General features: G+C 49.0%; 29 protein-coding genes. 12 read left to right on the forward strand and 17 right to left on the reverse strand.

Annotated features, from left to right (window positions below; genetic code table 11):
• Nucleotide 1: 1 nt before the first annotated feature.
• The 4 genes from P397_RS0115795 to P397_RS0115810 all read left to right on the forward strand — a co-directional run bounded on the left by P397_RS0115795 (nt 2) and on the right by P397_RS0115810 (nt 4,162).
• Nucleotides 2-2,134: a heavy metal translocating P-type ATPase gene (locus tag P397_RS0115795; RefSeq protein WP_028107148.1), complete on the forward strand. Its 2,133-nt coding sequence runs from the start codon at nt 2-4 to the stop codon at nt 2,132-2,134.
• Nucleotides 2,131-2,337 (forward strand): cation transporter, encoded by a 207-nt coding sequence (locus P397_RS0115800; RefSeq protein WP_028107149.1) that lies wholly within the window; start codon nt 2,131-2,133, stop codon nt 2,335-2,337. Before P397_RS0115795 ends, P397_RS0115800 begins: the two co-directional genes overlap by 4 nt.
• Nucleotides 2,338-2,423: 86 nt before the next feature.
• Nucleotides 2,424-2,648 carry a hypothetical protein gene (locus P397_RS0115805; protein WP_026834165.1) on the forward strand — a complete coding sequence of 75 codons (225 nt, stop codon included), beginning with the start codon at nt 2,424-2,426 and terminating at the stop codon, nt 2,646-2,648.
• A 206-nt stretch (nt 2,649-2,854) separates the two neighbouring features.
• The gene (locus P397_RS0115810) at nt 2,855-4,162 is read left to right on the forward strand and encodes a globin-coupled sensor protein (RefSeq protein ID WP_026834166.1); all 1,308 of its coding nucleotides are present in this window, start codon (nt 2,855-2,857) and stop codon (nt 4,160-4,162) included.
• Nucleotides 4,163-4,236: 74 nt separating this feature from the next.
• Here the strand turns inward: P397_RS0115810 and P397_RS0115815 are convergent, their stop codons facing one another.
• On the reverse strand, nt 4,237-4,860 hold the full coding sequence (locus P397_RS0115815) for a class F sortase (protein ID WP_235184009.1): 624 nt from the start codon (nt 4,858-4,860) through the stop codon (nt 4,237-4,239).
• Entirely contained in the window at nt 4,820-5,617 is a 798-nt protein-coding gene (locus P397_RS0115820; protein ID WP_026834168.1) for a DUF4397 domain-containing protein, read from the reverse strand. The genes P397_RS0115815 and P397_RS0115820 overlap by 41 nt, the downstream gene beginning before the upstream one ends.
• A gap of 219 nt (nt 5,618-5,836) precedes the next feature.
• Here P397_RS0115820 and P397_RS0115825 point away from each other — a divergent pair, with 219 nt between their 5' ends.
• Together P397_RS0115825 and P397_RS0115830 are read left to right on the forward strand one after the other, a co-directional pair.
• On the forward strand, nt 5,837-6,295 hold the full coding sequence (locus P397_RS0115825) for an Lrp/AsnC family transcriptional regulator (protein WP_028107150.1): 459 nt from the start codon (nt 5,837-5,839) through the stop codon (nt 6,293-6,295).
• 3 nt (nt 6,296-6,298) lie between these two features.
• On the forward strand, nt 6,299-6,883 hold the full coding sequence (locus tag P397_RS0115830) for a LysE family translocator (protein WP_028107151.1): 585 nt from the start codon (nt 6,299-6,301) through the stop codon (nt 6,881-6,883).
• Nucleotides 6,884-6,928: 45 nt separating this feature from the next.
• Here the strand turns inward: P397_RS0115830 and speB are convergent, their stop codons facing one another.
• From speB to P397_RS0115845, 3 genes are all read right to left on the reverse strand, one after another.
• The gene (gene speB, locus P397_RS0115835; protein WP_028107152.1) at nt 6,929-7,801 is read right to left on the reverse strand and encodes an agmatinase; all 873 of its coding nucleotides are present in this window, start codon (nt 7,799-7,801) and stop codon (nt 6,929-6,931) included.
• Between the two features lie 60 nt (nt 7,802-7,861).
• Nucleotides 7,862-8,701: a polyamine aminopropyltransferase gene (gene speE / locus P397_RS0115840; protein ID WP_014969274.1), complete on the reverse strand. Its 840-nt coding sequence runs from the start codon at nt 8,699-8,701 to the stop codon at nt 7,862-7,864.
• 142 nt (nt 8,702-8,843) lie between these two features.
• A complete protein-coding gene (locus P397_RS0115845; protein ID WP_028107153.1) occupies nt 8,844-9,518 on the reverse strand; it encodes an NAD(P)H-dependent oxidoreductase in 675 nt (224 codons plus the stop codon).
• A gap of 380 nt (nt 9,519-9,898) precedes the next feature.
• On the opposite strand from P397_RS0115845, the gene P397_RS0115850 reads away from it, so the two are divergent.
• Entirely contained in the window at nt 9,899-11,455 is a 1,557-nt protein-coding gene (locus P397_RS0115850) for a BCCT family transporter (protein WP_028107154.1), read from the forward strand.
• Between the two features lie 78 nt (nt 11,456-11,533).
• A complete protein-coding gene (locus P397_RS0115855) occupies nt 11,534-12,376 on the forward strand; it encodes a metallophosphoesterase (RefSeq protein ID WP_028107155.1) in 843 nt (280 codons plus the stop codon).
• 95 nt (nt 12,377-12,471) lie between these two features.
• Here the strand turns inward: P397_RS0115855 and P397_RS0115860 are convergent, their stop codons facing one another.
• Nucleotides 12,472-12,966 (reverse strand): YwhD family protein, encoded by a 495-nt coding sequence (locus tag P397_RS0115860; protein ID WP_028107156.1) that lies wholly within the window; start codon nt 12,964-12,966, stop codon nt 12,472-12,474.
• Nucleotides 12,967-13,036: 70 nt separating this feature from the next.
• Complete coding sequence (locus tag P397_RS0115865; RefSeq protein ID WP_028107157.1) at nt 13,037-13,564, reverse strand: hypothetical protein; 528 nt, start codon at nt 13,562-13,564, stop codon at nt 13,037-13,039.
• Nucleotides 13,565-13,732: 168 nt separating this feature from the next.
• On the opposite strand from P397_RS0115865, the gene P397_RS0115870 reads away from it, so the two are divergent.
• Together P397_RS0115870 and P397_RS0115875 are read left to right on the forward strand one after the other, a co-directional pair.
• Complete coding sequence (locus P397_RS0115870) at nt 13,733-13,918, forward strand: 2-hydroxymuconate tautomerase (RefSeq protein ID WP_014969267.1); 186 nt, start codon at nt 13,733-13,735, stop codon at nt 13,916-13,918.
• Nucleotides 13,919-13,994: 76 nt separating this feature from the next.
• The gene (locus P397_RS0115875; RefSeq protein ID WP_028107158.1) at nt 13,995-14,624 is read left to right on the forward strand and encodes an NAD(P)-dependent oxidoreductase; all 630 of its coding nucleotides are present in this window, start codon (nt 13,995-13,997) and stop codon (nt 14,622-14,624) included.
• Between the two features lie 94 nt (nt 14,625-14,718).
• Here P397_RS0115875 and P397_RS0115880 read toward each other — a convergent pair whose 3' ends face one another.
• The 3 genes from P397_RS0115880 to P397_RS0115890 form a co-directional block, all read right to left on the reverse strand.
• Entirely contained in the window at nt 14,719-15,897 is a 1,179-nt protein-coding gene (locus P397_RS0115880; RefSeq protein ID WP_028107159.1) for a NupC/NupG family nucleoside CNT transporter, read from the reverse strand.
• 124 nt (nt 15,898-16,021) lie between these two features.
• Nucleotides 16,022-16,873 carry a phosphotransferase family protein gene (locus P397_RS0115885; protein ID WP_028107160.1) on the reverse strand — a complete coding sequence of 284 codons (852 nt, stop codon included), beginning with the start codon at nt 16,871-16,873 and terminating at the stop codon, nt 16,022-16,024.
• Complete coding sequence (locus P397_RS0115890) at nt 16,870-18,174, reverse strand: HD domain-containing protein (RefSeq protein WP_028107161.1); 1,305 nt, start codon at nt 18,172-18,174, stop codon at nt 16,870-16,872. Before P397_RS0115890 ends, P397_RS0115885 begins: the two co-directional genes overlap by 4 nt.
• A 147-nt stretch (nt 18,175-18,321) precedes the next feature.
• Between P397_RS0115890 and P397_RS0115895 the strand changes: the two genes are divergently transcribed.
• Both P397_RS0115895 and P397_RS0115900 read left to right on the forward strand, forming a co-directional pair.
• On the forward strand, nt 18,322-19,146 hold the full coding sequence (locus P397_RS0115895) for a lipoate--protein ligase family protein (protein ID WP_026834181.1): 825 nt from the start codon (nt 18,322-18,324) through the stop codon (nt 19,144-19,146).
• 14 nt (nt 19,147-19,160) lie between these two features.
• A complete protein-coding gene (locus P397_RS0115900) occupies nt 19,161-20,009 on the forward strand; it encodes a DegV family protein (RefSeq protein WP_026834182.1) in 849 nt (282 codons plus the stop codon).
• 113 nt (nt 20,010-20,122) lie between these two features.
• Here P397_RS0115900 and P397_RS0115905 read toward each other — a convergent pair whose 3' ends face one another.
• The 7 genes from P397_RS0115905 to P397_RS0115935 form a co-directional block, all read right to left on the reverse strand.
• Entirely contained in the window at nt 20,123-20,533 is a 411-nt protein-coding gene (locus tag P397_RS0115905; RefSeq protein WP_028107162.1) for a hypothetical protein, read from the reverse strand.
• Nucleotides 20,530-22,053, reverse strand: a complete 1,524-nt coding sequence (locus tag P397_RS0115910; protein ID WP_028107163.1) for a flotillin family protein — start codon at nt 22,051-22,053, stop codon at nt 20,530-20,532. Before P397_RS0115910 ends, P397_RS0115905 begins: the two co-directional genes overlap by 4 nt.
• Nucleotides 22,050-22,571: an NfeD family protein gene (locus P397_RS0115915; RefSeq protein ID WP_026834185.1), complete on the reverse strand. Its 522-nt coding sequence runs from the start codon at nt 22,569-22,571 to the stop codon at nt 22,050-22,052. Before P397_RS0115915 ends, P397_RS0115910 begins: the two co-directional genes overlap by 4 nt.
• Nucleotides 22,561-22,812, reverse strand: coding sequence for a hypothetical protein (locus P397_RS0115920; RefSeq protein WP_026834186.1), 252 nt, complete (start codon nt 22,810-22,812; stop codon nt 22,561-22,563). The genes P397_RS0115915 and P397_RS0115920 overlap by 11 nt, the downstream gene beginning before the upstream one ends.
• Nucleotides 22,813-22,976: 164 nt before the next feature.
• Nucleotides 22,977-24,176 (reverse strand): Bcr/CflA family multidrug efflux MFS transporter, encoded by a 1,200-nt coding sequence (locus tag P397_RS0115925; RefSeq protein ID WP_026834187.1) that lies wholly within the window; start codon nt 24,174-24,176, stop codon nt 22,977-22,979.
• 13 nt (nt 24,177-24,189) lie between these two features.
• On the reverse strand, nt 24,190-25,323 hold the full coding sequence (locus P397_RS0115930; protein ID WP_028107164.1) for a YfbR-like 5'-deoxynucleotidase: 1,134 nt from the start codon (nt 25,321-25,323) through the stop codon (nt 24,190-24,192).
• Between the two features lie 58 nt (nt 25,324-25,381).
• Nucleotides 25,382-26,140, reverse strand: a complete 759-nt coding sequence (locus P397_RS0115935; RefSeq protein WP_026834189.1) for a TerC family protein — start codon at nt 26,138-26,140, stop codon at nt 25,382-25,384.
• Nucleotides 26,141-26,282: the final 142 nt, after the last annotated feature.

Here is a 26,282-nt window from a genome sequence, read left to right on the forward strand (position 1 = left end):
GATGTCGAAAACGATTGAACTCAACATCGAAGGCATGACCTGTGCTGCCTGCTCCGCACGGATTGAAAAGGTCTTAAATCGGATGGACGGTGTCGAAGCGACGGTCAACCTGCCCCTTGAGACCGCTCGAATTGCTGTTCCGGACGACATGGAAGAGCAGACGATCCTCGATAAGATAAAAAAAGTCGGCTACAGCGCCACGCTTAAGACAACTCCGCACGAACAGGTTCAAAACCGCCGGATGCTCTACCGCTTTTGGATCGCCGCCTTGTTGTCCTTGCCGTTGTTGCTCAGCATGGTGTCACACATCCCGAATAGCCCGATCCATTTGCCATTCCTGATGAATCCGTGGCTCCAGTTCACGCTGGCGACACCGGTCCAGTTCATCATCGGTGCTCCGTTCTATATCGGAGCCTATAAGAGCCTGCGCAGCGGAAGCGCCAATATGGATGTCCTCGTCGCCCTCGGGACATCGGCTGCCTACTTTTATTCGGTCGCGGAAATGCTGATCCATCCGGCGATGCCGAATCTCTATTTTGAGACCAGCGCCGTGTTGATCACACTTGTCCTTCTTGGAAAAGTCCTCGAGGACCGTGCCAAACAACAAACGACGGGTGCCATTAAAAGTCTTCTTTCCTTACAGGCGACCGATGCGGTTGTCCTCGAACAAGGCGTCGAACGGACGGTCCCGATGGATCAGATCCAAACCGGGATGCAGCTCGTCGTGAAACCGGGACAAAAAATCCCGGTGGACGGACAGATTGTATCCGGTGATGCCTATCTCGACGAATCGATGTTGACCGGCGAACCGCTTCCGGTTCATAAAACGAACAACGATACCGTCATCGGCGGCACCTTGAACACGAACGGACATCTCGTGATCGAAGCGACAAAAGTTGGTCAGGAGACGATGCTTGCGAACATCATCCGCGTCGTCGAACAAGCGCAGACGGAAAAAGCGCCGATTCAGCGGCAGGCTGACCGGATTTCCGGTGTCTTCGTGCCGATCGTCGTCGCCATCGCCTTGCTGACATTAGTGGTCTGGTGGTGGACGACCGGTTCGTTCGCAGAAGCGATTCGTCCGGCAATCGCCGTACTTGTCATCGCCTGTCCGTGTGCCCTTGGACTTGCGACACCGACTTCCATCATGGTCGGAACGGGCAAAGGAGCCGAACATGGTGTGTTATTTAAAGGCGGTGCGCAACTCGAGTCGTTACAGCATGTCGACGCCGTTGTCTTTGATAAGACGGGAACGTTGACAGTTGGTCGCCCTGTCGTCGTCAAGACGTTTGGTCAGGAGGAAGCCCTTGATTTTGCGGCAGCACTTGAGAAAAAATCGGAACACCCGCTTGCGCATGCGATTACGGAGGAACGGGATGTCGTCTTTGACATCGACCGCTTCACCGTTGATGCCGGACGAGGTGTCAGCGGAGTGATTGTAGGGCGTGACGTGATCGTCGGATCGGCACGCATGATGCGGGAACGTAACCTCCCTCTCCCCGACTGGTCGGCTGCCGGCGCTACATTCGTGTATGTCGCAGTTGATCAGGAAATCAAAGCCGGTTACGCCATCCGGGATGAACTGAAACCTACCACCAAGCAGGTCATTCAAGAACTACAACAAACAAAAGCAGTCTACCTGTTGACCGGTGACCGGCAGGAAGTCGCGGACCAGTTGGCAGTCGAACTTGGTATTCCGCAAGATCACGTCTTCGCTGATGTGTTACCGGTTGAAAAAGCCGACCACGTCAAAGCATTGCAGGCAACGGGACGACGGGTCGCCATGGTCGGGGACGGCATCAATGACGCGCCGGCACTGGCGACGGCAGACGTCGGGATTGCGCTTGGCAGCGGGACAGACGTCGCACTCGAAGCGGCAGACGTCACTCTGCTTGGGCATGACCTGCAGCAAGTCGTCACCGCCGTTCGACTCAGTGAACAGACGATGAAAAACATTCGGCAAAATCTGGTTTTCGCCCTCGGATACAACACGATCGGGATTCCGATCGCCTGCCTCGGCCTCCTCGCCCCTTGGGTCGCAGGTGCTGCCATGGCATTCAGCTCTGTTTCCGTCGTCACAAATGCGTTACGCTTAAAACGTATTCCATTATCTAAAGGAGGACATTTATCATGAAAGAAACAACTATTCCTGTCATCGGGATGACATGTAACCACTGCAAAGCGAGTGTCGAATCGGCACTAAATGAATTGGACGGTGTAACCAACGCAACGGTCTCACTTGCTGACAACAATGTCACGGTGACACACGAAGACGTCACGACAGAACGTCTTGTCGACGCCATTGAAGAAATCGGATACGACGTTCCATCCGCTTAAATATTTCGAGCCAAACTGTCTGAAACACGCAGTTTGGCTTTTTTATTTTGAAAAAAACGGGAATGGTTCTACAAGGAGGGGTTCGTATGGTACCGAAAATCGAATTCGTAGAACACTTCGATGACAACAAAGGAAAACGATTTAAAATCGAACTTTGGAATCTCGGAACCTTCACATTCAGCGCTGAGTCAGCCAAAGGACCTGTCACCCGCTTTACGTCGATCGACATTCAGTTCGTTCAAGGTTGTGTCAGCCGGATGCGGACAATCGTCGACGCCAAAAAAGCCTTTCAAGAGGATCAACCTGTCTAATTATCGTTTGACACATATAGCACGTACCCTTCATTTCAGAAGAGGTCATTTCACTCATGGTCCAAGACCGTGAGTTTTTTTGTTTCAGGTCAATGTTTTATCAGCCAGAACTAAATTTTATAGAAAACGATTATCGGATTTCCAGAAACAGCCGATAACAAACAAGACACTAAAAATCTTAATTCCAAGAAAATCGGGGGCAAATCGTGCGCAATCCATTTAAAACTAAATCATCGACGTCGACCTATCAGGCGACAATCGGATTTCCAGACAAACGACTCATTACGAAAACAAGTGATCCGAGCTTAACAGGACGCTTAGAATACATGGGCTACACGGAAGAACACCTGCAAACCTTAAAAGCGATGGCACCTGTCGTCAACAGCATCTTGGATGAAGTCCTCGAGCAAGTACTCGATCATTTGCTTCTGCATCCAGAGATGGTCCAGATTGCTCAAAACTCATCGACACGGGAACGGTTGAAAAAAGTGTTTGCTGACTACTTCGGCAGTTTATTGACCGGTAACATGGATGATAAGTTCTTGGCGATGCGGACCCGCATGGGGAAAACGCATAACCGCAACTTCGTCCCGGTGACCTGGTTCATCGCGTCTTACGCAGCGTTTAATACATTGTTGATTCCGAAAATCGTCGAGCATTTCCAACACGATCCGGCTCAGTTGTCGAATGCCATTTTAGCGCTCAACCACGCGATGAATCTCGATGCGCAAATCGTGACGAGTCAATACGTCGATGCCCGTTTACATGAAGTCAGTGCGGCAAACGAATCACGGAGCCGTCTGTTACAAGACGTCGTGCGTGTCAGCCAGGAAGTCGCAAGCACTGTCGAACAGACGGAAGGTGCGATCTCGGAAACGAGTCGTCGCGCGACACAAATCTTATCTGAAACCGATCAAACGGAAAAGACGAGCCGCAATCTGGTCGGATTGACATCAGAAAATGAAACGCAGATGGAAAAAATGGAGCAACAATTCGTCCAATCGACGGAACAAGTCAGCACGTCGTTGACGAGCATTCAGCAACTGAAAACGACGTCGGATGAAATTGTCAAGATGACGCAAGGAATTGAAGACATCGCGAATCAGACGAACTTGCTTGCCTTGAATGCGTCGATTGAAGCCGCCCGGGCCGGTGAACACGGGAAAGGTTTCTCCGTTGTTGCGATCGAAGTCCGCAACTTGGCGGAAAACGCGAAGTTACTCAGCAGCAGCATCAATACATTAATTCAAAAAAACAACGGCAACATCAACGAATTGGTGTCACAGATGGAGGACATCACCCGTTCGAACTCCGCTTCCCGCAATGAGTTGCAACAAGTGAAAGTCGGGATCCACACCGTTAAAAAAGAGATGGAAAATTACTTAGACATGTTCGGACGTAATAAAAATGATTTAAGTCAAATCGTCCAAACGATCCAAGGCATCAGTCAAACGACACAAGGGTTGTCTGCTTTAACAACGGATCTCGTCGCGGCTTCTGAAGTCAACGCCTAATTCCGCCGGCAATCGTTTTTCCAATCCGTTTTGACTAAACAAAAGGACCAATCCGTTATGAATTGGTCCTTTTGCTATTTCTCCTGTTCCGCCGTCACGACCAATCGTTCATCGTACCCTTTCGATTGGGTGAACGTTCCGATACAAGTAATCAAGGTTAAACGTTGTGCAAGTGTCGCACCAAAAATCGATCCGACAGGTGCTTGATCAACGGGATAAGACTTCACGTTTGTCACCACGTATGAGACTTTCTCACCCGTTTTTGAACTTACTTCAATCCGCTGCCCCTGCTTGACCTTCGCTAAATCATAAAAAACTGCCGGTCCATCCGTATCATCTAAATGACCCGCCAAAATGACATTGCCGGTCTGGTTGGCTTTCGCCCCATACTGGTACCATCCGACTTGATCCGTCTGTTTTGGTACGTCCATTCGCCCTTTCGTATCCTTCCCGACGACTTCTACTTTTGTATCCACGTCGATGGTCGGAATACGTAAACGTGCTGGAACAAATGGTTCCGTCTGTTTCTCAGTTGATTTTGGCTTCGGTTGCTCAACGACAGGTGATGCCGGTTCCTCTGACTGTGGTACGGACGGAGCAGCCGGTTTCTCTGCTCCTCCACACCCAGCGAGCATCACGGTACAGAATAAAAGGAGATTACGCGTTTTCTTTACGACGGACGACATAGGCTGTCCCAACAAGCGCTGCTCCAGCAAGTGCTACGAGTGCCCAAGTTGTTGCCATTGAAGAGTTTTCCGTTGTTCCGCCGAGACCAGTGTCCGGCATTGCTGCCATTTCACCGCCATCTGGAATCAAGAGGACGTCGAAGGCTGGTTCTCCTTCAAGTAAACCAATTGCAAGTGCTGTATAGTTTTTGCCACTGTCGAGCTTGATACCATCTAGTGCTTTGACGACATCTGTCGCACCGGCTGGGCGTACTTCAAGATCATACGTGCCGGCATCCAGTGTGCCATAATCTGAGACTTTCGAGAATTCGAGGTCGCTGAAGAGTGGATCTCCACCTTTTGGAGCGACGTCAACTGCTGGTGCATCCGGTGCAAAGTGAGCGACACGGACCATTGATTTGCCGTCTTCCCCTTTGCCGTTATCTTCCATAACAGCAAGTTTGATGTCTGCTAATTTACCGATTGCCGCAACAGAATAGAATTTTCCCGCTTCGATGTTGAGTGTTTGAGAAAGTACAGGATCTTTTGTTGTACCTGCTGCGAAGACTTCTACTTTATGTTCTCCTTCTGGGAGAGTGAGATAATCTGTGACTGCTTTAAACTCCGCTCCTGACACGGCTTTTTTGCCGTCGACAGCGATGTCAACTGCTGGAGCATCCGGCGAAGCATGAATTACACGTACCATTGCCTGATGGTCCGCTGCGCCTACTGGGAGCACAAAAAGTGCGAATAGCAGAGCAGCTGTAACGAAAGATAAAATCTTTTTCATCTTTTTTTCCACCTCTCATGTCATGATGTATTCCGCTCTCAAACCAACATTTCGTTTTACACTTAGAACATTTCCCTTGTGGTGACATCTTAAACTTAAAGTAAATCACAACCTCTGTAAATGTTTGAGTGTGCTGTTTTTTCAAAAATTGCATATTGCGATTTTATTTCAAATGAAATAAATTATAATTAAAAACAATAGAAAAGAAGGTTTTTGATTATGAATTCATTAGATATGAAGATAATTAAGTTACTTATGCAAGACGCTCGAATGAAGTGGTCGACCCTTGCAAAGCACATTGGCTTATCGGCTCCCGCAACAGCTGACCGCGTCAACCGTTTACAAGAACAAGGGATAATTCGTCGGTTCGAGACGGTGCTCGACCCTGCGCGGCTTGGCTACGATCTCGGCGCATTCGTCGCCGTTTCTCTGGAACGCCCCGAACACCGTGATCCTTTTTTACAACGGATTCAGGAGTTGCCGCATGTCCTTGAATGCCATCATGTCGCAGGAGAAGATGATTATCTGCTGAAAATCCGGTGCCGCAATACCGAAGAATTGGACGATATCATCACGAACCAGATCAAAAGTCTGCACGGCATCTCCCGGACGAAAACGACGATCATCATGCGGACATTAAAAGAATCGACGGCTTTACCTCTGCTTCCGGAGGATTGATCCATGGTAATAAACGGTTTTCTGATCGGCTTCGCCATCGCAGCCCCGGTTGGACCAATCGGGTTACTCTGTATCCAACGGACGCTTCAGTTCGGTAGACGTTTCGGATTCGTTTCCGGTTTAGGCGCTGCCACAGCGGATTTAATTTATGGATTGATCGCTTTATCCGGCTTATCACTGATCCAGCTGTTTGTGACACATACCGTTCCGCTTCAATTCGTCGGCAGTCTGTTTCTCTGTTATTTCGGTGTGAAGACACTTAAGCAGACACATGCGGTTCCGTTATCGAGGCCAACTACCTCATTAGCAGTAGCGTATGGATCGACCTTACTGCTCACGTTGATGAATCCGATGACGATTCTTGCCTTTTTAGCCATTCTTGCCCGTTTTCAGGAGACAACAGCATCGCCACTCAGCTTACTGCTTGGTATTTTTCTTGGTTCAGCCAGTTGGTGGCTGTTTTTAAGCCAACTGATGCATCTCGTCAAAAAACAAATTTCCCCTGCTCTCTCCCGCTCCATTCAATATTTGTCGGCTTTCTTGTTGCTGGGTTTTGGTGGATACGGATTGTATGAACTTCTGATATGACGAAAAAAGGTCAGATCCTGAAAACCGGATCTGACCTTTTCGTTTTTACTTGATGAATCCAATCATCATTTCACGTAAGACTTTGGCAGCTGCGATTGCTGTCATGTCAGACTGATCATACGCCGGACAGACCTCAACCAAATCGGCTCCAATGACGTCGACATCCGCACGTGCAATCATATGAACGACTTCGAGTAATTCTTTTGTCGTCACACCACCGATTTCCTGCGTCCCGGTTCCGGGTGCCGCCGAAGGATCGAGCACATCGATATCGATCGTCACGTAGACCTTTTTACCGGCAAGCTTCGGTAAAACGGCTTTTAACGGTTCGACGATTTCATATTTAAACAAGTTGTAACCGGACGTCTTCGCCCATTCAAACTCTTCTTTCATTCCTGAACGAATACCGAACGAATAACAGTTTTCCGGTCCGATCAAGTTCGCAATTTTTTTGAGTGGTGTCGAGTGCGACAACGGCTCTCCTTCATATGAATCACGTAAGTCCGTATGTGCATCAAAGTGCAGGACAACAAAATCATCATAATGTTTGTCAAAGGCTTTGACGACCGGCCATGTGACGAGGTGTTCGCCTCCCATACCGAGCGGGAACTTTCCTGCCGTCAACAACGAATCGACGTATTCTTCGATCATGTCGAGTGACTTTTGGGCATTGCCGAACGGCAACGGGATATCGCCAGCATCAAACAATTTGGCATCGGCGATATCGCCGTCAAGATACGGACTGTATTCTTCGAGTCCGAGTGACACTTCACGGATCCGGGCCGGACCAAATCGTGAGCCGGGACGGAAACTGACCGTCCAGTCCATCGGCATACCGTACAATACACCTTTTGCATCTTCGTGAGTCGGTTGACTCGCGATAAACACTTTACCTGAATAAGCTTCATCAAAACGCATCATTATTCCTCCAGTCATAGAAAGGAGTGCCCCTAAAAACGGAACACTCCTGACGTACAATTAAATCGTTAAATCTTTGACGAACTTCGGTAGCGCGAATGCTGCTGTGTGAAGTTCCGGTGTATAGTACTTCGTTTCGATCTCGTGGAAACGCTCTGGTGCGACAGCGAGAGGATCATGTTTTTTCGATCCAATCGTGAATGTCCACAGACCGCTCGGATAAGTCGGAACGTTGGCAATGTAGAGTTTCGTGATCGGGAAGATCTCTTTGACATCGCGTTGGACATCACGGATCAAGTCTGGTGTGAACCATGGGTTATCCGACTGTGCGACGAAGATACCGTCTTCTTTTAATGCTTTTGAGATTCCTGAGTAGAAACCTTTTGTAAACAGGTTAACGGCAGGACCAACAGGTTCTGTCGAGTCAACCATGATGACATCATATTCATTGACTGCTTCTGCGATATGCATGAAGCCGTCTCCCACGATGACTTCAACACGTGCGTCGTCGAGACCACCTGCGATGTTTGGTAGATATTTCTTCGAGTATTCGATGACTTTTCCGTCGATTTCGACAAGAACAGCCTTTTCGACTGATGGGTGTTTTAACACTTCGCGGATGACGCCACCGTCTCCTCCACCAACAACCAGAACCGATTTTGGATTCGGGTGTGTGAAAAGTGGAACGTGTGCGACCATTTCGTGATATACAAACTCATCTCGATCTGTCGTCATGACCATTCCGTCAAGCAACAACATCGTACCGAACTCGTCCGTCTCAACCATCTCCAGGCGTTGAAACTCCGTTTGTTCGCTCTCATAAACGTGGTTGACACGGAATGTGATACCGTAATCTTCCGTTTGGTGTTCCGTGAACCATAACTTTAATTTTTGTTCCATTTGCGATAGAACCCCTTTCTTTCATCAAGACAAAAGTTGTTCGTATGCGAGTGGCGTTTACGGCGCTTCTTAATCATACAAATGCGAGTATACCGGACTTTGAAAGAAACTTCTATATAATTCGAAAATTTTCAACCGTTTTTTAGTCGATGAATGTGACGATTTCATCCAGGGACCGCCGCTGTTTTTCACGTTTTGGCTCGTCCGACCGATAACCGAAGGCAACCATGACCGGGACGGTAAAAACAGATCGATCCAGCAAATCATGCTGTTCCAAAAGTTGTTCGACCGCCTGCTGATCAAATCCTTCGATTGGACAGGAATCAATCCCGATTTGTGCTGCCGTCGACATCATGTTTCCGAGCGCAATGTAAGCCTGTTTTGCTGACCAATCTGCCATCGCTTTTTCATTGCGACCAATCTGAAAGTCTTCTTCGAGGAACAAGCCATATCGTTTCGTCCGACCGGCTTTCGCTTCGTCCGTTAAACCGAGCACATCCATCATATGTTGCACATGTGCCCCGTCCGGTTGCATCTGTTCGCCTGTCCGGGCGAGGAAGATGACATAATGGCTCGCGGTCGGCAGTTGACCTTGCGCCCCCCACGAGACGTTCCGGATTTCGTTGCGGAGCGCTTCGTTTTGAATGACAAGCAGATTCCACGGCTCATAGCCAAATGAGCTTGGTGAAAGACGTGCCGTCTCCAAAATAAATGAAAAATCTTCTGATGTTATTTTTTTCGTTGGATCAAATGACTTGGTTGCATGGCGGAACTGAAATGCTTCTAAAATCTGTTGTTTCGTTTGCTCGTGATGCATGGTTGATTCCTCCTGATTAATGTAGTGACTATTTGATACGATATCAAACCCTTTTCAACACGTCTGTTATTTTGCTTCGTTGATGTGTGTTACAAAAAAGCAGGAACGGGAAATAATAAATATTCTTCTTGCTTTCGCCCTTAACAGCAGGAGGTCTGAACCGCGCCATCAAGGGATTTTCACTGAAAACACTCAATGTAATTGAAGCCCTTCCACTTTTAGTCATTACCCATTGTGATTTGCCAGTTACCTCCAAAGTTTGTTACGGTAAGAACTTGCGTGATAAGGTTTCGTTTTCGAAGAACGCGGGAATCATTAATGTCGTTGTCTAAAAGAAAAACAAAACTACATGTAAAATTCGAAAGAAGGTGTTGATCACGATGGAAAATAATCGAAAAAGTAAGATCACGAACGTCTTTATTGTATCCGTCATTTTCTGTGTGCTCTTTACCATATGGGGAATCTTGCCTGAATCACTCATTGGTGCCGCAAATCTTGGCAATGTTACAGGAATCGCTCAAAACTTTGTCTCAAACGGCTTCGGCTGGCTTTATCTCATTGGTATGAGTGCCTTTTTATTAATTGCTATCTTCTTAATTTTCTCCCGTTTCGGTTCGATCCGACTCGGTAAAGACTCGGACCGTCCGGAGTACGGACTCATTTCCTGGTTCGCAATGTTATTCAGCGCCGGCATGGGGATTGGTCTTGTGTTCTGGGGTGTTTCGGAACCACTGACCCACTTCCATACACCTCCCGTCGCAACAAATGATCCAACGGAAGCTGCCTCGCTCGCGATGCGCTACTCGTTCTTCCACTGGGGGCTCCATCCGTGGGCACTTTATGCGATTGTCGCACTTGCCATCGCCTACTCGACGTTCCGTAAAGGACGTCCGGCAACAATCGGCGACACGGTCGCCTCACTGATGAAACCGAAGTACGAAGCAGCAGGTAAAGGAACGGTTGAAGTACTCGCCATCGTCGCTACTGCATTTGGTGTTGCAACGTCACTTGGTCTTGGTGCCCAACAAATTTCTGGAGGGCTTCATTTCCTCGTCGGCAGTATTCCGAACTCCTTCTTCACTCAATTGATCATCATCTTGGTCGTATCTGTCCTTTACATGATCAGTGCCGCTTCCGGTCTTGATAAGGGAATCGTCCGTCTCAGTAATGCGAATCTCGTACTCGCAGCACTCTTGATGATTTGTGTCCTGTTCCTCGGACCATTCAGCTTCATCATGGATTTATTCGTCCAGACGACAGGTGCCTACTTGCAAAACCTGCCGATCATGAGTTTCCGGGCATCCGCTTTTAATCCGGATGAACGACAATGGATTAATGATTGGACGATTTTCTACTGGGCATGGTGGATTTCTTGGTCTCCATTCGTCGGAACGTTCATCGCCCGTGTTTCGAAGGGACGGACGATTCGTGAGTTCGTTCTTGGTATTATGCTCGTGCCAACGATTTTCGGTTTGCTGTGGTTCTCCGTCTTCGGCGGATCTGCGATCTGGAACGAATTGTTCAACAACGTTGATCTCATTTCAACGGTCAATGACAAAGGTGTCGAAACCGGCATGTTTGCCTTGTTCGAGACGTTTGGTGGTCTCGGAACCGTCCTCAGCATCATTGCCGTCTTCTTGATCACAACATTCTTCATCACGTCTGCCGACTCGGCGACTTACGTCCTCGGGATGTTGTCTTCCGGTGGTAGCTTGATGCCGAGTCTGCGCATCAAATTGACATGGGGCATCATCCAGTCATCCATCGCTGCCGTTCTCCTGTATGCCGGCGGGCTCAGTGCCTTGCAGGCAGCAGCCGTTCTCGCGGCCTTCCCGTTCATCTTTGTTGTCGGGATGATGGTGATTGCCCTGTTCATGGATCTTTCCAATGAACCGGATGCTGCGAAAGCAACAGATGATTTGAAAAAAGAAGCGTAACTGTAGTCAGACCCTGTCTCCCTCATGCGGAAGACAGGGTCTTTTTGGTATGCTGAAGATAAGAAAAGAGGTGGGGACTTGCGTCTCAAAAAAAAATGGTTTATTCCACTCGGGATTCTTGCTCTCAGCAGTTGGTTTTTGTACCGGGAAAACAATCAAATCGACACGACGGCAGTAACCGTTCAATCGGATAAACTGCCTGCCGCGTTTGACGACTATAAAATCTTGCAGATTGCCGATTTGCACGGGAAATCGTTTGGTTCCCGTCAGACACATCTTTTGAAAAAAATTGATCAGCTCCAGCCCGATCTCATTTTAATGACGGGTGACTTGATTGACTCACGACGTGACGGTGAAGCAGATGCTCTTCTGCTGATGGAAAAATTGACGGCAGACTATCCTGTCTATTTTGTCACCGGCAATCATGAAGTCCGGCGTAATTTCACGATTTTGCCGAAGCTTGAACAGCTCGGCGTAACGGTTCTGCGAAATACATCCGTTCCGCTTGAGCGGGAAGGACAGTTCATTGAATTGCTCGGAATCGACGATCCGACGACGACCCGCTGGAGTGAAGGGTTGCAAGAGCCGGACGGAATCCGTCAAAGTCTCGATCAAGCTCAGTCAGCAGTCGACACCAGCGCCTTCCAACTGTTGATGGCGCACCGGCCGGAATACTTGCCGTTGTATGCTGAACGAAACATGGACCTCGTCCTGTCCGGACATGCTCACGGCGGACAAATCCGGCTTCCGTTGACTGACGGGATGTATGCACCGGGTCAAGGATTTTTCCCGGAGCTGACAGCGGGACAACACACCATCGAGCAGACAAAGATGATCATCAGCCGCGGACTTGGCAACAGCCTGTTTCCGTTCCGGATTTTCAATCACCCCGAGCTGATTGTCGTGACATTACGCACGTGATCCATCAAAAGGGGCAGACGTAAAACAAGGGTGGCAGATTATCATTCTGCCACCCTTGTCTTTGGAGAGACTGACTTTTGAGTCAGCCCCTTGTTTTAAGCCAATGCTTCATGTAATTCCGGTTCTGCATTCTCCCACATCTCCGGTTTATGTGTTTGCAGGAATTCACGCAACAATTGTTTCGATGTCTCATCCATATGACTGACGACGATCCGACCTTTTAACGATTTGTCCATTTTGTTGACATGATCCGCCAAAATCTTAAAGCCGCGTCTCGCTTCGACATCGACTAACAGGTCACACGCTGCGACGCCGCCGTAATAAAAGCCTTCCGGTTTCCGACCGACCGTCACCCAGACGATCCAGTACGGTTTCCCGTTTGGTGTATCCGCTTTGTCCGTCGTGAACTTAATCCGTTTTTCGATTGCCGCTTTGGCATGCATGGCGCCCATATCGATATAAGCTTCACCATCTTCCGGTGAGATGATGACTGGTGACATGCTGTTTAGGCTCAACGTTCCGACACCAAATCCACCGTGTCCGTCTGTTGAGTTATCTGAAATGATATTAAAGTTAATTTTCTTTTCCATCGTTTACTCGTCCCCTTTTACCGCTGTTGCTTCTATCATACCGCATCCAACAGTCGGCGCAAGTCTTCGTTTATCGTCTCAGCGTCTCCAGCTGGTCACGTGTGACACGACGAATCGTCGGTAAGCGATGACACTCAAGGGAAGTCAGCTCTTCGTGGGCGGGAGGATTCAGCTCTTCCAACTGCACTAAGGCCTGATCATACAGCGTTTGCGCACCGCGTCCAAACAAGATGACCCGCTCGAGTGACGAACATCTTGAGCGGATGGCCCGCAATTGTTTGGCCAGCTCCCGAACGCGCTCCGAAATTTCTTCTTCAATTTCCGGCGTTGGTTTCCGATTTTGAAAAATCGGCTTAAATCGGACATCATCACGTAACAATGTCAGCATCCCGTATCGTTTCGCTTCCTCGTTGCCGACAAGTACAGCCAGTTCCTTGTCCGTCACGAGCCGTCCAAACGGAATGTTTTGTCCGAACAACACTTCCGCGACCTCGAGACCTTTTGCCCCTGACAGGGGGTACGTATCATCTTCTGGTAAAGCGCGGTCAAAAATCAGTAGCGTATGGATTTTTTTACGAATCACCGGTTCCATCTCCATGCCTTCACCTCATCCTCATCATTTGTTAGTGTAAGTACTTCTTGCTTACGACAGGCTACTCCTGTCTTATACCCTTCTTTTTCGATTTCCATGTGCGGTTTGACGCAACCCGGGTGACGTACGGTATACTGATGGCGTGTTGAACTTATGCCAGAAGGAGGAATAGAAATGCCTTACGTTACAGTCAAAATGTTAGCCGGACGCACGGTTGAACAAAAACGTGCTTTGATCGAAAAAGTCACGGCAGCTGTGTCTGAGTCAGTTGATGCACCAAAAGAAAACGTTACTGTCTTCATCGAAGAGATGGAGAAAACCGATTATGGTCAAGCTGGCGTGATGTTCGCTGATAAATAAACACTTTTCAGGAGGAACGATTCTACCGTATCGTTCCTCCTGTTCCATATACTTACCGGAGAAAGGATGAATTATCATGGCAACATTCAGCTTACTCGGCGCTACCGGGAGAACGGGACGACCATTACTCGACTTACTGCTGCAAGAAGGACACGAGGTGCACGCACTCGTTCGTTCTGAGCAACACGGTTTGCCTGACCATCCCCATCTGACAGTCATCCAGGGTGATGCCACCGACGTCGATGATCTCGAACGTGTGGTTCAAGGAACTTCGGCTGTCTTCAGCTGTCTCGGAACCGATCAAAAACAAATTCTTTCAGTAGCGATTCCCCACCTCGTCACAAAAATGAAAGAACAACAGATCGACCGCATCGTTTTTGTCGGCACGGCCGGCATTCTGGATGCTTCCGATGAACCCGGCAAGTACCGGTTCCAGTCGAGCGAATCCCGTCGTCGTTCGACTGTCGCGGCCGAAGATCATCTGAAAGCGTATCTGACGCTGAAAGATGCCGACGTCGATTACACCGTCATCTGCCCGACACAACTCGTTGAAGAAGAGGCGATCGAGGACGTATTGATTGAATCCAACCGTTTTACGCAAGATACCGGTCCGATTCCACGGATTAATGTCGCCCGCTTTGCGTATGAAGTCTATACGGAAGATCTTTTCCACCGGGAACGGGTCGGGATTGCTTCGCGCGGTTAAAGCAATGAATATGAACAACAAAAAAAAGAAGGACCTGATTTTAAAAATCAGGTCCTTCTTTGATTGAGCGACCGGATCGTCACCCCAATTTAAATTACAGTAACACGCTGACGACGATTGCCGTCAAGACGCTGACCAGTGTTGCTCCGTAGAGTAATTTCAGACCAAAGCTTGCTGCGACACTACCTTGACGATCGTCAAGTCCTTTGACCGCACCAGCAATGATTCCGATTGAAGAGAAGTTCGCGAACGAAATCAAGAAGACGGAAACGATTCCGAGTGTCCGCTCTGAGAATTCTTTTGCGTATTCAGGCAAGCTGAGCATCGCGACGAATTCGTTTGTGATCAATTTCGTTGCCATGATACTACCTGCACTGACCGCTTCGGCCCATGGAATCCCCATGATGAAGGCGAACGGTGCGAAGATGTAACCAAGGATGTCTTGGAATGAGATGCCGAGTACCATCAAGAAGATGTCATTGACCATTCCGATCAAGGCATTGTATCCGATCAACATCGCTCCGACGATGATCGCAACTTTGAATCCGTCCATGATGTATTCGCCGAGCATTTCGAAGAACGTTTGTTTTTCTTCAACGATTTCCAAAATATCTTCTTTTGGATCAACCGTATACGGATTGATGATCGAAACGATCATGAATCCACCAAACAGGTTCAAGACGATGGCTGTGACGACATATTTCGGTTCAACCATTGTCATGTACGCTCCGACGATTGACATCGACACCGTCGACATCGCGGACGCACATAACGTATACAGACGGTTCGGCGGTAATTTACCGATTTGTTTTTTAACCGTGATGAAAACTTCTGACTGACCGATTGCAGCTGACGCTACGGCATTGTATGACTCAAGTTGTCCCATGCCGTTGATTTTTGAAAGGACTAAACCGATCCCACGCATGAGGAGCGGTAAAATTTTCGTGAACTGTAAAATCCCGATCAAAGCCGAGATGAAAACGATTGGTAACAGGACGTTGATGAAGAATGGTTGCGACCCTTCGTTCGCTAATCCGCCGAAGACGAAGTTGATACCGATTGCTGCATAACTGAGCAATTTATCAAAGACTTGGGCGATCCCTTTAATGATGATAAAACCGAACGACGTATTCAACAGGATGAATCCAAGAACAAGCTGAAGCACTAGCATGACCGCAAGCGGTTTCAATTTGATGCCTTTACGGTTGCTACTGACAAGGAATGCCAAGCCGAACACGACGACAAGTCCAAGTATTGCGATTAAATATTTCACGAACTATCCCTCAATCCATAGTGTATTTTATCAGTTGTACATAAGTACGAGGTCTGACGTTCAATCTCTTTCCCAAGTACTAGAATAATCAACATTCGGAAGAACTGCAAGGGGTAAAGTTCATTTAGTAACCGCTTTCGTCATTTTCATAAACTTTCAATACAATGTTTTCCATCCGTTCCCGAACATTGGCCTGACTGATGTTCGCCTTCCCATATGCTTTCCAACCGGGATACACATCGATTGTCTCAGGTTCAAAATCAAAAACAGCCGTTAGATCCCACTTTCGGTCATACGAAAATCCGCTCAATTCGATATATTCAGCTAAAAATTGCTCTGCTGCCTCGAGTGATTCGAGCAGCGCCAGATTTAATCGGCAATGGGCGACGTCGACTTCGATCGGACCCACACAGGCATTGATCCAATCGACTACGTTATACTTTTCAGCTGATTCGTATAACACATTGACCGGATGGAAATCACGGTGAATGAACCGGATCTGCCGACTCTCTGCCGGCGGTTCTGCTACAGCTCGTTGCCATACTTCAGTTTGTTTCGCCCAAGACGGAACCATTCGTTGCGTCGCATACGGAGCATACTGATACCGGCGTTCCGGGACCGGCAGTTGATGAATCCTCACTAACGTCTTCGCCAGTTGTCTGAGATAGGACTGATCGAGCGGCTCGAGTCGAATGGTTCCCGGCAGATGCGTCATTTGGATCCATGGCGGAATGTCGCCCTCCTGCGTCAATTGATAATTCTCAACATCCGGTCCAAGATGACCTGCGGCCTGTAACGCAAAAACCTCGTGCGCGACGAGGTCCGGTTCCTGCTTGAGCCATGCAGCGTTTGTATGAATTCGAAAGACACTCTCCCCCGCTCGAAACACATGCGAGGAAGTGGCGCCTTTTAACGGTTCAATCAGTTCTTGCTCCAACCCGACACGTCGTAAAATGGTCGCGATGATGTCGTTCATGACTCTTCTCCAAGTAACAATTGGTCGATTTGCATCTTCTCATTCGCAAATTCGCGTAAGTCGTGCAAGATTTCTTGGGGGTAAAACAGCTTCTCGTCCGTCTGACGCGAATTGGCAATCGCTTGAACAAGAGGCGAGACTTGAGAAATCTCTTTCATCTGACCGCTTTTCATCTGGAGCATGATCGGTTGTTTGCTGATTTCTCCATTGTCCCCGTACAAGTCATACGGCAGGCGGCTGAGCTTGTCTTCGAGCAGATAATAGGTTGGATCAAGACCAATCTGTTCAAATAAGGAACAGAGTTTTTTATGAACACGCGCCCGTTTATCAGCCGGGTAATCGACATATTTAAATAATTTCCGGTCGACGAACCGACGTGCCAGATCGCTTAATACCACGTCTTCCTCCTCCGCCCACTGTTGGAAGTAGAAGTAGACGATTGTCTCGTCGAGCGCCAAATAGTTTTTTAAGGACATCTGTTGTGTAAAGAGTGGACTTAAATGAATCGGATCAATCGCAAATTCGTAATCGCCCGTATACAGTTCTTTGGCCCGTTCCAGAATCGCTTTTAATAAATAATCACTCGATCGCGTGACGGGATGGAGATAGACTTGCCAGTACATCTGATAACGCCGCATGATGTAATCTTCGATCGAGTGCATGCCGGACTGCTTGACGACCATCTGATTCGGTGCCGGACGCAGGACACGCAGCATCCGTTCGAGGTCAAACTTCCCGTAACTGACACCGGCGAAGTGCGCATCCCGCAACAGGTAGTCCATCCGATCGACATCGAGCTGGGAACTGATCATCGTCACGAGCAATTGGTTCGGGTGGGTTTTATTGATGATCGACGCCACTTCTTCCGCAAACCCTTCACCGACTTGATCCAAAACCTGCTTGATTTCTGTATCCCCCAAGATGATCCGTTCCGTCCATTCCTCATGATCGACGCCAAAGACGTTCTCAAAGGCATGGGAAAAGGGTCCATGTCCAACGTCGTGCAGCAGTGCCGCGACAAGCGTCAATTCACGGTACTGATCGTCCCAATCAGCCCGACCGTTAAAGACGTCAATCAATTGCCGCGTAATCTCATATACGCCGAGCGAATGGTGGAAACGGGTGTGCTCGGCCCCATGGAACGTCAAAAACGATGTTCCGAGTTGTTTGATCCGGCGCAAGCGCTGAAATTCCTTTGTTCCAATCAATTGCCAGATCAATTGGTCACTGACGTAGATGTAACGATGAACGGGATCCTTAAATACCTTTGTTTCTTTTAATTGCCCCAGTGACTGATACATACGCTCTCTCCTTTAATGGTTCGTTCTCTATCGTTCTATTTCGGTCTGAAACGGTTTGTTCCTGTTCCTTCACTTGCTTCTTACAGAAAGTTTACATCGCCTTATGCTATAATGATGTCGCAAATCCAGAAAAAAAGGAACGAGCCTATGGGAATCGAACTCTTAAAACAAGAACATTATCGTATTTTTGATCAAACGTCACTCGGAAACGCCTTTCATGCGACACAATCGTTTGCGATGGACGATACATTATGCGCCTCCGTCGCTACAGAAGGTGCGGCCATCCGCTCGTGGGTCCACCACGAAACCGTTGTCCTCGGAATCCAAGATGCACGTCTTCCTCATCTCGATCAAGGAATTGACGTTTTGCATGCCCATGGTTTTCAACCGGTCATCCGGAATTCCGGCGGCCTTGCCGTCGTCCTCGATGCCGGCGTCCTCAATGTCTCGCTTGTTCTTCCGGAACGCGGCGGGATTGATATCGACAGCGGATATGAAGCAATGCTCGCTCTTGTCCGCCGTATGTTCGCCGAAGAAACCGATGCGATCGTCGCCGGAGAGGTCGTTGGTTCGTATTGTCCCGGATCGTATGATTTATCGATTGCCGGTAAAAAGTTTGCCGGCATCTCACAACGACGTGTCCGCGGAGGCGTCGCTGTCCAAATTTATCTCTGCGTGAACGGCAGTGGCAGTGCCCGAGCGCAACTTGTCCGTGATTTTTACGCTGCCGCCTTACAAGGAGAAACAACTAAATTCGTGTATCCGACCGTCGTCCCGGAAACGATGGCTTCCCTTGAAGAGTTACTGCAGCTTCCGTTAACGGTCGAATCATGTCTCTTGCGTGTCTATCGCTCCTTGATGGAACTCGGCGCGACACTCACACCGTCCGTCTTGAGCGAAATCGAGAACGAACGCTTCGGTGTAAACCTGGGTCGGATGTTGGATCGAAATGAAAAAGTCCTAGGTGAATAAAGGAGAGAACGAACATGATACGTTTTATTACAGACAGTGGTGCCGATGCACCAAAAGAATTACTGAATGCCTATGACTTTACCGTCATGCCGTTTGGCGTATTGATTGGAGAAGATACGTTTTTTGACGGGGAATCCATTTCGCCGCTCGAACTCTACGCCAAAATGCGGGAAGGTGCCGCACCTAAAACGTTCCAAGTCGAGGTGTCACGGATGGTCGAGGTCTTTACGGCGCACTTTAAACAAGGTGACCCGTTTATCTATCTGGCGTTTTCCAGCGAACTGTCCGGTACTTACCAAACCGCGACGATGCTTGCAGCAGAACTCGCTGAAACCTATCCCGATGTCCCGTATGCGATCATCGACACAAAAACCGCTTCGACCGGTCAAGGACTGTTCGTCTTAGACGTCGCTGAATATGCAAAGACGCATTCATTTGAGGAAACGAAGACCTATACGGAACAAAAAATCAGTACCGTCCGACACTTATTTACGGTCGAATCGCTCGAATACTTGATGCGCGGCGGGCGTGTCTCGCGGGCAAGTGCCTTCATCGGCGGTTTGTTGTCGATTCTTCCGCTGTTGACGGTCGAAGACGGGAAACTGATCCCAAAAGAAAAGATCCGTGGTCAGAAAAAGGTCATGAACCGGATCGTCGAATGGATGGAAGAAGCACGTCCCGCCATCGACGGACACCGGATCATCATCGGTCACGGCGACTCGCTCGAACGGGCGGAACAATTAAAACAATTGATCGAAGCCCAGTTCTCTCCAAGTGAAGTCTTGATTACGATTGCCGGAGCGGCCATCGGTTCGCACACTGGACCGGGACTGCTTGTCATCGGCTATGATTTGCCGGCCTGACAGCCGCTTGATTTTATTCACATTAAAAAAATCCGAATGATCCCCCTCTTCTTGATCAGGAAAGGTTGGATCATCCGGATTTTTTTACTTTTAAAGCCTGTCATTTCACGGTTTCATCGTCTCGATGCATACGGTGTCCGCTCTGTTCCCGGTTCAAAAAGCCCGAGTACCAAAAAGCGGAACAACACATATACAAACAAGAGCAACGTCACCAGTTCAAAGAACAAATAGCCGACGTCTTGCAAGGACAGTCCTGTCCGGATTCCGTTCCACAAGTAGGGAAGATCTATCGTCAACAGACCGATCAGACCGGCAGCCAGCGCTTCCGCCCGCGTCAGCGGATGGCGAAGCGAATAGGAAACCCGCTTGACGTTAAAGATGTTCTGGATTCCGTCCTCTGATGTATAGCCTTTGTACAGCCCGAACGCCGCAGCGATTGCTACGAGGAAAAGTGTCGAAAGCGGGGCAACGAGATTTACGATGACCAGCAGGAACAGCACCGTCAAGACAACGTTCGGTTTCATTCAGACTTCGTTCCCGACGCGACCGGTTCTCCTTGGTTCAAGTTGACCGTCAACGGTTTCGTTGTTCCTTTGCCCGAGAAGTTTTCGATCAAGTCTTTCACATCGATGCCGGATGACGCTTTGAGTGTTTCCTGCAACGATGCCATCAAGTCAGTGGCGTATCCGGTCACCCGGTTTGCTCCGCCACCTTCGCCGCTTCCCGTATCGACGACTGTAATCTTGTCGATGTTGCTGAGCGGTGTCGCCACTTGTTTCGCATATTCCGGCATCATCCGGACGACCATATCGAGAATCGCCGCTTGTCCAAACTGTTCGAACGCTTGAGCGATTTTTTCTTTTGCTTCGGCTTCTGCAAGACCTTTCAGACGGATGATATCGGCTTCCGTTTCCCCTTGTGCCCGCTCCGCTTCCGCTTTGGCCAGACCATCAAGACGAATTCGTTCAGCGTCGGCTTTCGCGGACGCTTCAATCCGGTATTTCGTGGCATCGGCTTCCGCGTATTGTTTCGCCCGGTCGGCTTGTGCCGCCTGCTCGATCGAGTACCGGTCGGCGTCCGCCCGTTTTTTGACTTCCGCATCATATTGTTTCTCGCGACGGAGAATCTCACGTTCTTCCAGTTCGATTTGCTTCTGACGTTCGATGATTTTGATTTGCATTTGTTGTTCCGTGACTTCCTGTTGGGCACGCGCATTTTCGAGATCATACGCTTGGTCGGCTTTCGCTTTCGCGATGTCCTGCTCGCGGCGGTAATCGGCCATCTTCAGCTGATTTTCTTTTTCCGCTTCCGCAATTTCCGTCGCCCGTTCGAGCTCTGCTTTTTTGGCATCTTTTGAGGCTTCCGCCCGTTTGATCCGTGTTTCTTTTTCCGCATCAGCCGTCGCGATGTCTGCATCACGGCGAACCTGGGCAATCCGCGGTTTCCCGAGTGACTCCAAATAGCCGTTTTTATCCCGGACATCTTTGATCGTAAACGATACGATGACCAGTCCCATCTTCGCTAAATCCTGAGACGCGACACGTTGGACTTCTTGCGAGAATTTATCGCGGTTCTTATAGATTTCTTCGACCGTCATCGAACCGAGGATCGAACGCAAATGACCTTCAAGGACTTCACGGGCTTCGCCTTCCCGGTCTTCCTTTGATTTACCGAGAAATTGTTCGGCTGCCGTCGCGATTTCAGAAATCGAGCTGCCGATTTTAATGATAGCCGTTCCGTCCGCCATGACCGGAACCCCTTGCTCCGTGTAGACTTCGGGCGTTGTCACTTCGAGTTTGCTCGACAGTAAACTGAGTGGTGATGCTTGTTGAAAGACCGGTAAGATGAAGGCTCCGCCGCCGCGAATGATCTTGACCCGGTTGCCGGATTCATCGGTGTTGACGGTCGGACTATTTCCGAGGTAACTCCCGGATACGATTAAGGCTTCTTCCGGTCCGACTGTCCGGTATTTTGTTACGAATAAAGCAATCAGCGCCAAAATCAGAGCGCCGGCAATGATGGCTACGATAATAATCGGATTCATGAAAACATCTCCTCTTTCCACTGGATGGGATAGGTCATGACATGAGCCACGCCTTGTTTAATTTCAATGATGATGACTTTTGTTCCTTGTTCTAAAGCAGGACCTTCAAAAAGAACGGCTGATTTGGCAATTCGTCCTGATACATCATCGACGAGAATTTCACCGTACCCCGCTTCCGGAATCGGGACGATGACGATCGCACTGCGTCCTTCTAATGTCTGTTCTGAAAAACTGATTGATTGCTCCGCCTTTGCCAAGGGAACAAAAATAAATAGATGCAATAAGGACGTGACGACAAGGCTGATTCCGGCACTGATCAGCAAAATAACGAGTGAACCCAGTGCTGTCAGATGCTCCAAAGCAAAGCCGAAAGCTGACGTCACGATCACAAAGGACAAAATCAACGTCGGATGAAAGATTTGATCGATACCCGGAATCAAATCGGAAAAAACAACGGACAATAAGACGCCGCAAGCAGCGGCTGCCAGTGCATAAAGATACAGTGTACTAACGTCCATCTTCGGTCACCTCGACGAACGGACTCGATCCGTAGAGTTGGCGGTAAGCTTGAAGATAGGCATACCGGTTTTCTTCATATAACAATCCGGCCAGTTCCCGTTCCCGAGGACTGTCCGCTTCGCGGCGGCGCCTGTCATACTTTTTTTGTGCCGCATAATGCCGTGCCAGCAGACTTTCAAGTGTCCGTTGATCACGAAGTTCAGGTACCGGCCGTGTACCTGACATGTGTCGTTTTTTCATCCGCCTGCTCCTTTCCTGCGTGCTGAGCTCACTTTTATTTACGGTCTCTTTTTGGAAATAGTTTCAAAATCCACAGAATCCATTTTGACTTTTTTCTGGAATCTGAGTGTATCCGCAACAAAAAAGCCGATTCAACAGGAATCGGCTTCGTTGTCATGATCGGCTTATCCTTTTTTTCGAACGATCAGCAACATGTAGACGAGCAGTGCCAAACAGTCAAGCGTCATGATGATCAATCCCATCGGAAAGGCTGAGTCTTCGCCCATCACACCCACAAGCGGAGAGACGAGTGAACCGACAAGCATCGGCAACAAACCGAGCAACGCCGAAGCACTTCCTGCCGTCGACCCATAATTTTGCATGGCCAAGGTGAAACCAAGCGTCGAAATCATCCCGACACTCGAGACGACAAAGAATAATGGAATCATGACCAGAATCAAGGAACTCGACAAGGTTAAGGCAAGGAAAAGACCGATGCCCGCAAGCGCAACGACCGTTAACGCAATCCGCATCATCTTCTCACTGTCGACCCGTCCGGCCAGTCGTCCCGCGGTTTGTGCCGCGATGATGATTCCGATTCCGTTGATTCCAAACAAAAAGCTGAACTGTTGTGGACTGGCACCATAAATATTTTGTAAGACAAACGGCGAGCCGGAAATATAGGCGAACATCGCTCCCATGACAAACGCTTGGGCGAACGCGTACCCGAGGAACGTCCGGTCCGATAACAACCGTCCGAATGTCTGGAACGTCGTTTTTAAGTTCCCCTCCACCCGATGATGAACCGGGAGTGTTTCCGGTAACCGGAAGGCGACGGCAATCAGCATCAGTGTACTGAGAATGGCAAGAAGGTAAAAGACAACCCGCCAGTCTCCGAACCGTAAGATCTGTCCACCGATGATCGGTGCCAAAATCGGTGCCGTTCCGTTGACAAGCGACAACGCCGCAAAAAATTTCGTCAGTTCGGGTCCTTCAAATAAATCGCGGACAATCGCTCGCGAAATGACGATTCCCGATGCACCTGCCGCCCCTTGCACAAACCGTAAGGCAATCAAGACTTCAATCGTCGGTGCAAAGGCACAGGCGAGTGAGGCGAGCAAGTAGGCGAACAACGCCATCAATAACGGGCGTTTTCGTCCGCGTACGTCACTGAGCGGTCCAACGATAATCTGCCCGAGCGCCATCCCGAGCATACAGGCGGTCAAGCTCAGTTGAATTGACGAGGCACTGGCACCAAACGAGCGCGACATGTCGGGAAACGCCGGTAAATACATGTCAATCGACAGCGGACCAAGTGCCGCGAGTGATCCTAAAATTAAAATGAGCGTCAATCGTTTCGTTTGAATCGGTGAGGCGTTTGTCATCGTCTTCCTCCTTTTAGGATGTCACGTAATCCAAGTCATGTAAGACATAGGCAAGGAAAAAGACTACCGATGGATTCTCATAAGCCGTTTGGACTTTCTTTAATTGTGCCCGGTAACCCGTCTCGTATTCGACGCCGTTCAGTTTCCGCTCCATGTTCATCTTAATCAACGCATCGAGTTTGTCGACGACATCGACCATCTGTCCTTCATACGTTTCATCTTTGGCTTCAACGACAAACCGGTGAAACTCACGCTGCATCGATGCCGGAAGCAGATGAATCAACGCTTCCCCTTCCGTCCGCTCATACGCTTCAAAAGCCGCTGCCGTGACGGGCGTCGCATGTTTGACGGGACCGAGAACATCGCCTGTCGTTCCTTCGACCAAATCGTGACAAAGCAGACGCGACACGACTTCCGCCGTATCGATCTCCACGCCGTACTTCTTCGATTCAATCAAGCCGTTGAATAGCCCAAGCGATGCAGCACGGAACGCATGCGTCGCATCGTTATCATCAATCGTATTAAAACGGCCTTTCCAGCGCCGGATCGTATCCATCATCAGGACGTTGTCGATGAAGCGCGACATGGCATCTTCCGCAAAAACGGAATGGGTCAACGTCCGGATCGCATGTATAGGATGATCTAAAAGCACTGTCTGCAATTCCGCCGTTTTGGCTTTAAAGAACGTCGACCCGGTCATGTCGGCTTCCCGTTTCGCAAACAACATCGCATCAAACGTATCCACCGCCTCGACCATCTGTCCTTCCGGCGAATCATCTTCCGCAAAGACGAGATAGTTCGTAAAATCCGGTTGCAACGACTTGGACAGCAATGCGACGAGTTTTTCACTCGCTTGTTGTTCCATCGCCTGAATATGCGCATGCAGCGTCGGTTCTTTTTTCGTCCGGTGTTTGATCGGTCCCGTGATGACTTCGTTCATGTCGTGAAACAAAGCTTTTCCGAGTAACGACAGACGATCCAACTTGACGCCGGTCGCCTCCTCTTCGATATAACTCGCCATCAAGCTGAATAACGCGACCCGAAAGCTGTGACTCGCCGCATTATCCGGAAAACGCGGAGCGTACTCATCCCAGCGCGGAACATTTTGCATCCGTGTCAACATCCGAATGAAATTACCGTTTTGCATCGTCATCTCTCCTCATTCAAAAACGGACAGGGGAATGATGACCCTTGCCCGCTCTTCTTTATTGTTTTTCTGTTTTTGTACCACTTCTAAACCAACCTAACACCAAAATCAGTGCGAGGACAACCCAGAAAATAGTTTGCCAGAGTGTACTCTCCGGAAATTCATGTGGTAACACGTCAATCGATGGATGAGCAAGCGTCATGACGACTAACTTCACCCCAACCCAGGCGACGAGCCAAAAGGCAGCTTCTTCAATACCCGGTCGTTTCTGTAACAAGACGACGAACCAGCTGGCGAAGTAACGCATGATGACCAGTCCGATGATTCCGCTGAAGAAGACGACCCAGAATTGTCCGGTGTTCAATCCACCAATCGTTCCGCCAATCATCGGTAGCGTCGTCGCCATGGCAACCGCTGCCAGCGTCGAGTCGACGGCAAATGCCAAATCCGAAAACTCGACTTTGACGACCGTCCACCAAAAATTAGGGGACGCTTTTTGTGATGCCATCGCGTCCGGCACTTGATGTTTATTCGATCGTGCTTCCACAATCCCTTTGAAGGCGACATAAAACAGATAAATCGCCCCAAGTGCCTGGAGTTCCCAAACCGTCGCCAAGTACGAGGCGAAGAAGATGGCGACAAAACGTAAGACGAGGGCCCCAATCAATCCATAAAACAAAGCTTTTTTCCGTTGCTCATCCGGTAACGGACGAACGAGGACAGCCATGACCATCGCGTTGTCCGCAGACAACAGCCCTTGCAAGATGATCAAGACGAGCCCAACGGTCGCATACTGCGTAATTAATCCAATATCCATAAAACGAATCCCCTTTTTGTTCAGTAAGTTTATTATAATGCGGCTTACCTAAAAGAAAAAGACTGAAGGCTTGAGGATGATTGTTCTTTTTACCCGGTCCGGAGGATTTTCAGACAAAAAAAGACTCTCCATTTCAGGAGAG

Source organism: Exiguobacterium undae DSM 14481, assembly GCF_000620805.1.
Taxonomy (GTDB): domain Bacteria; phylum Bacillota; class Bacilli; order Exiguobacteriales; family Exiguobacteriaceae; genus Exiguobacterium_A; species Exiguobacterium_A undae.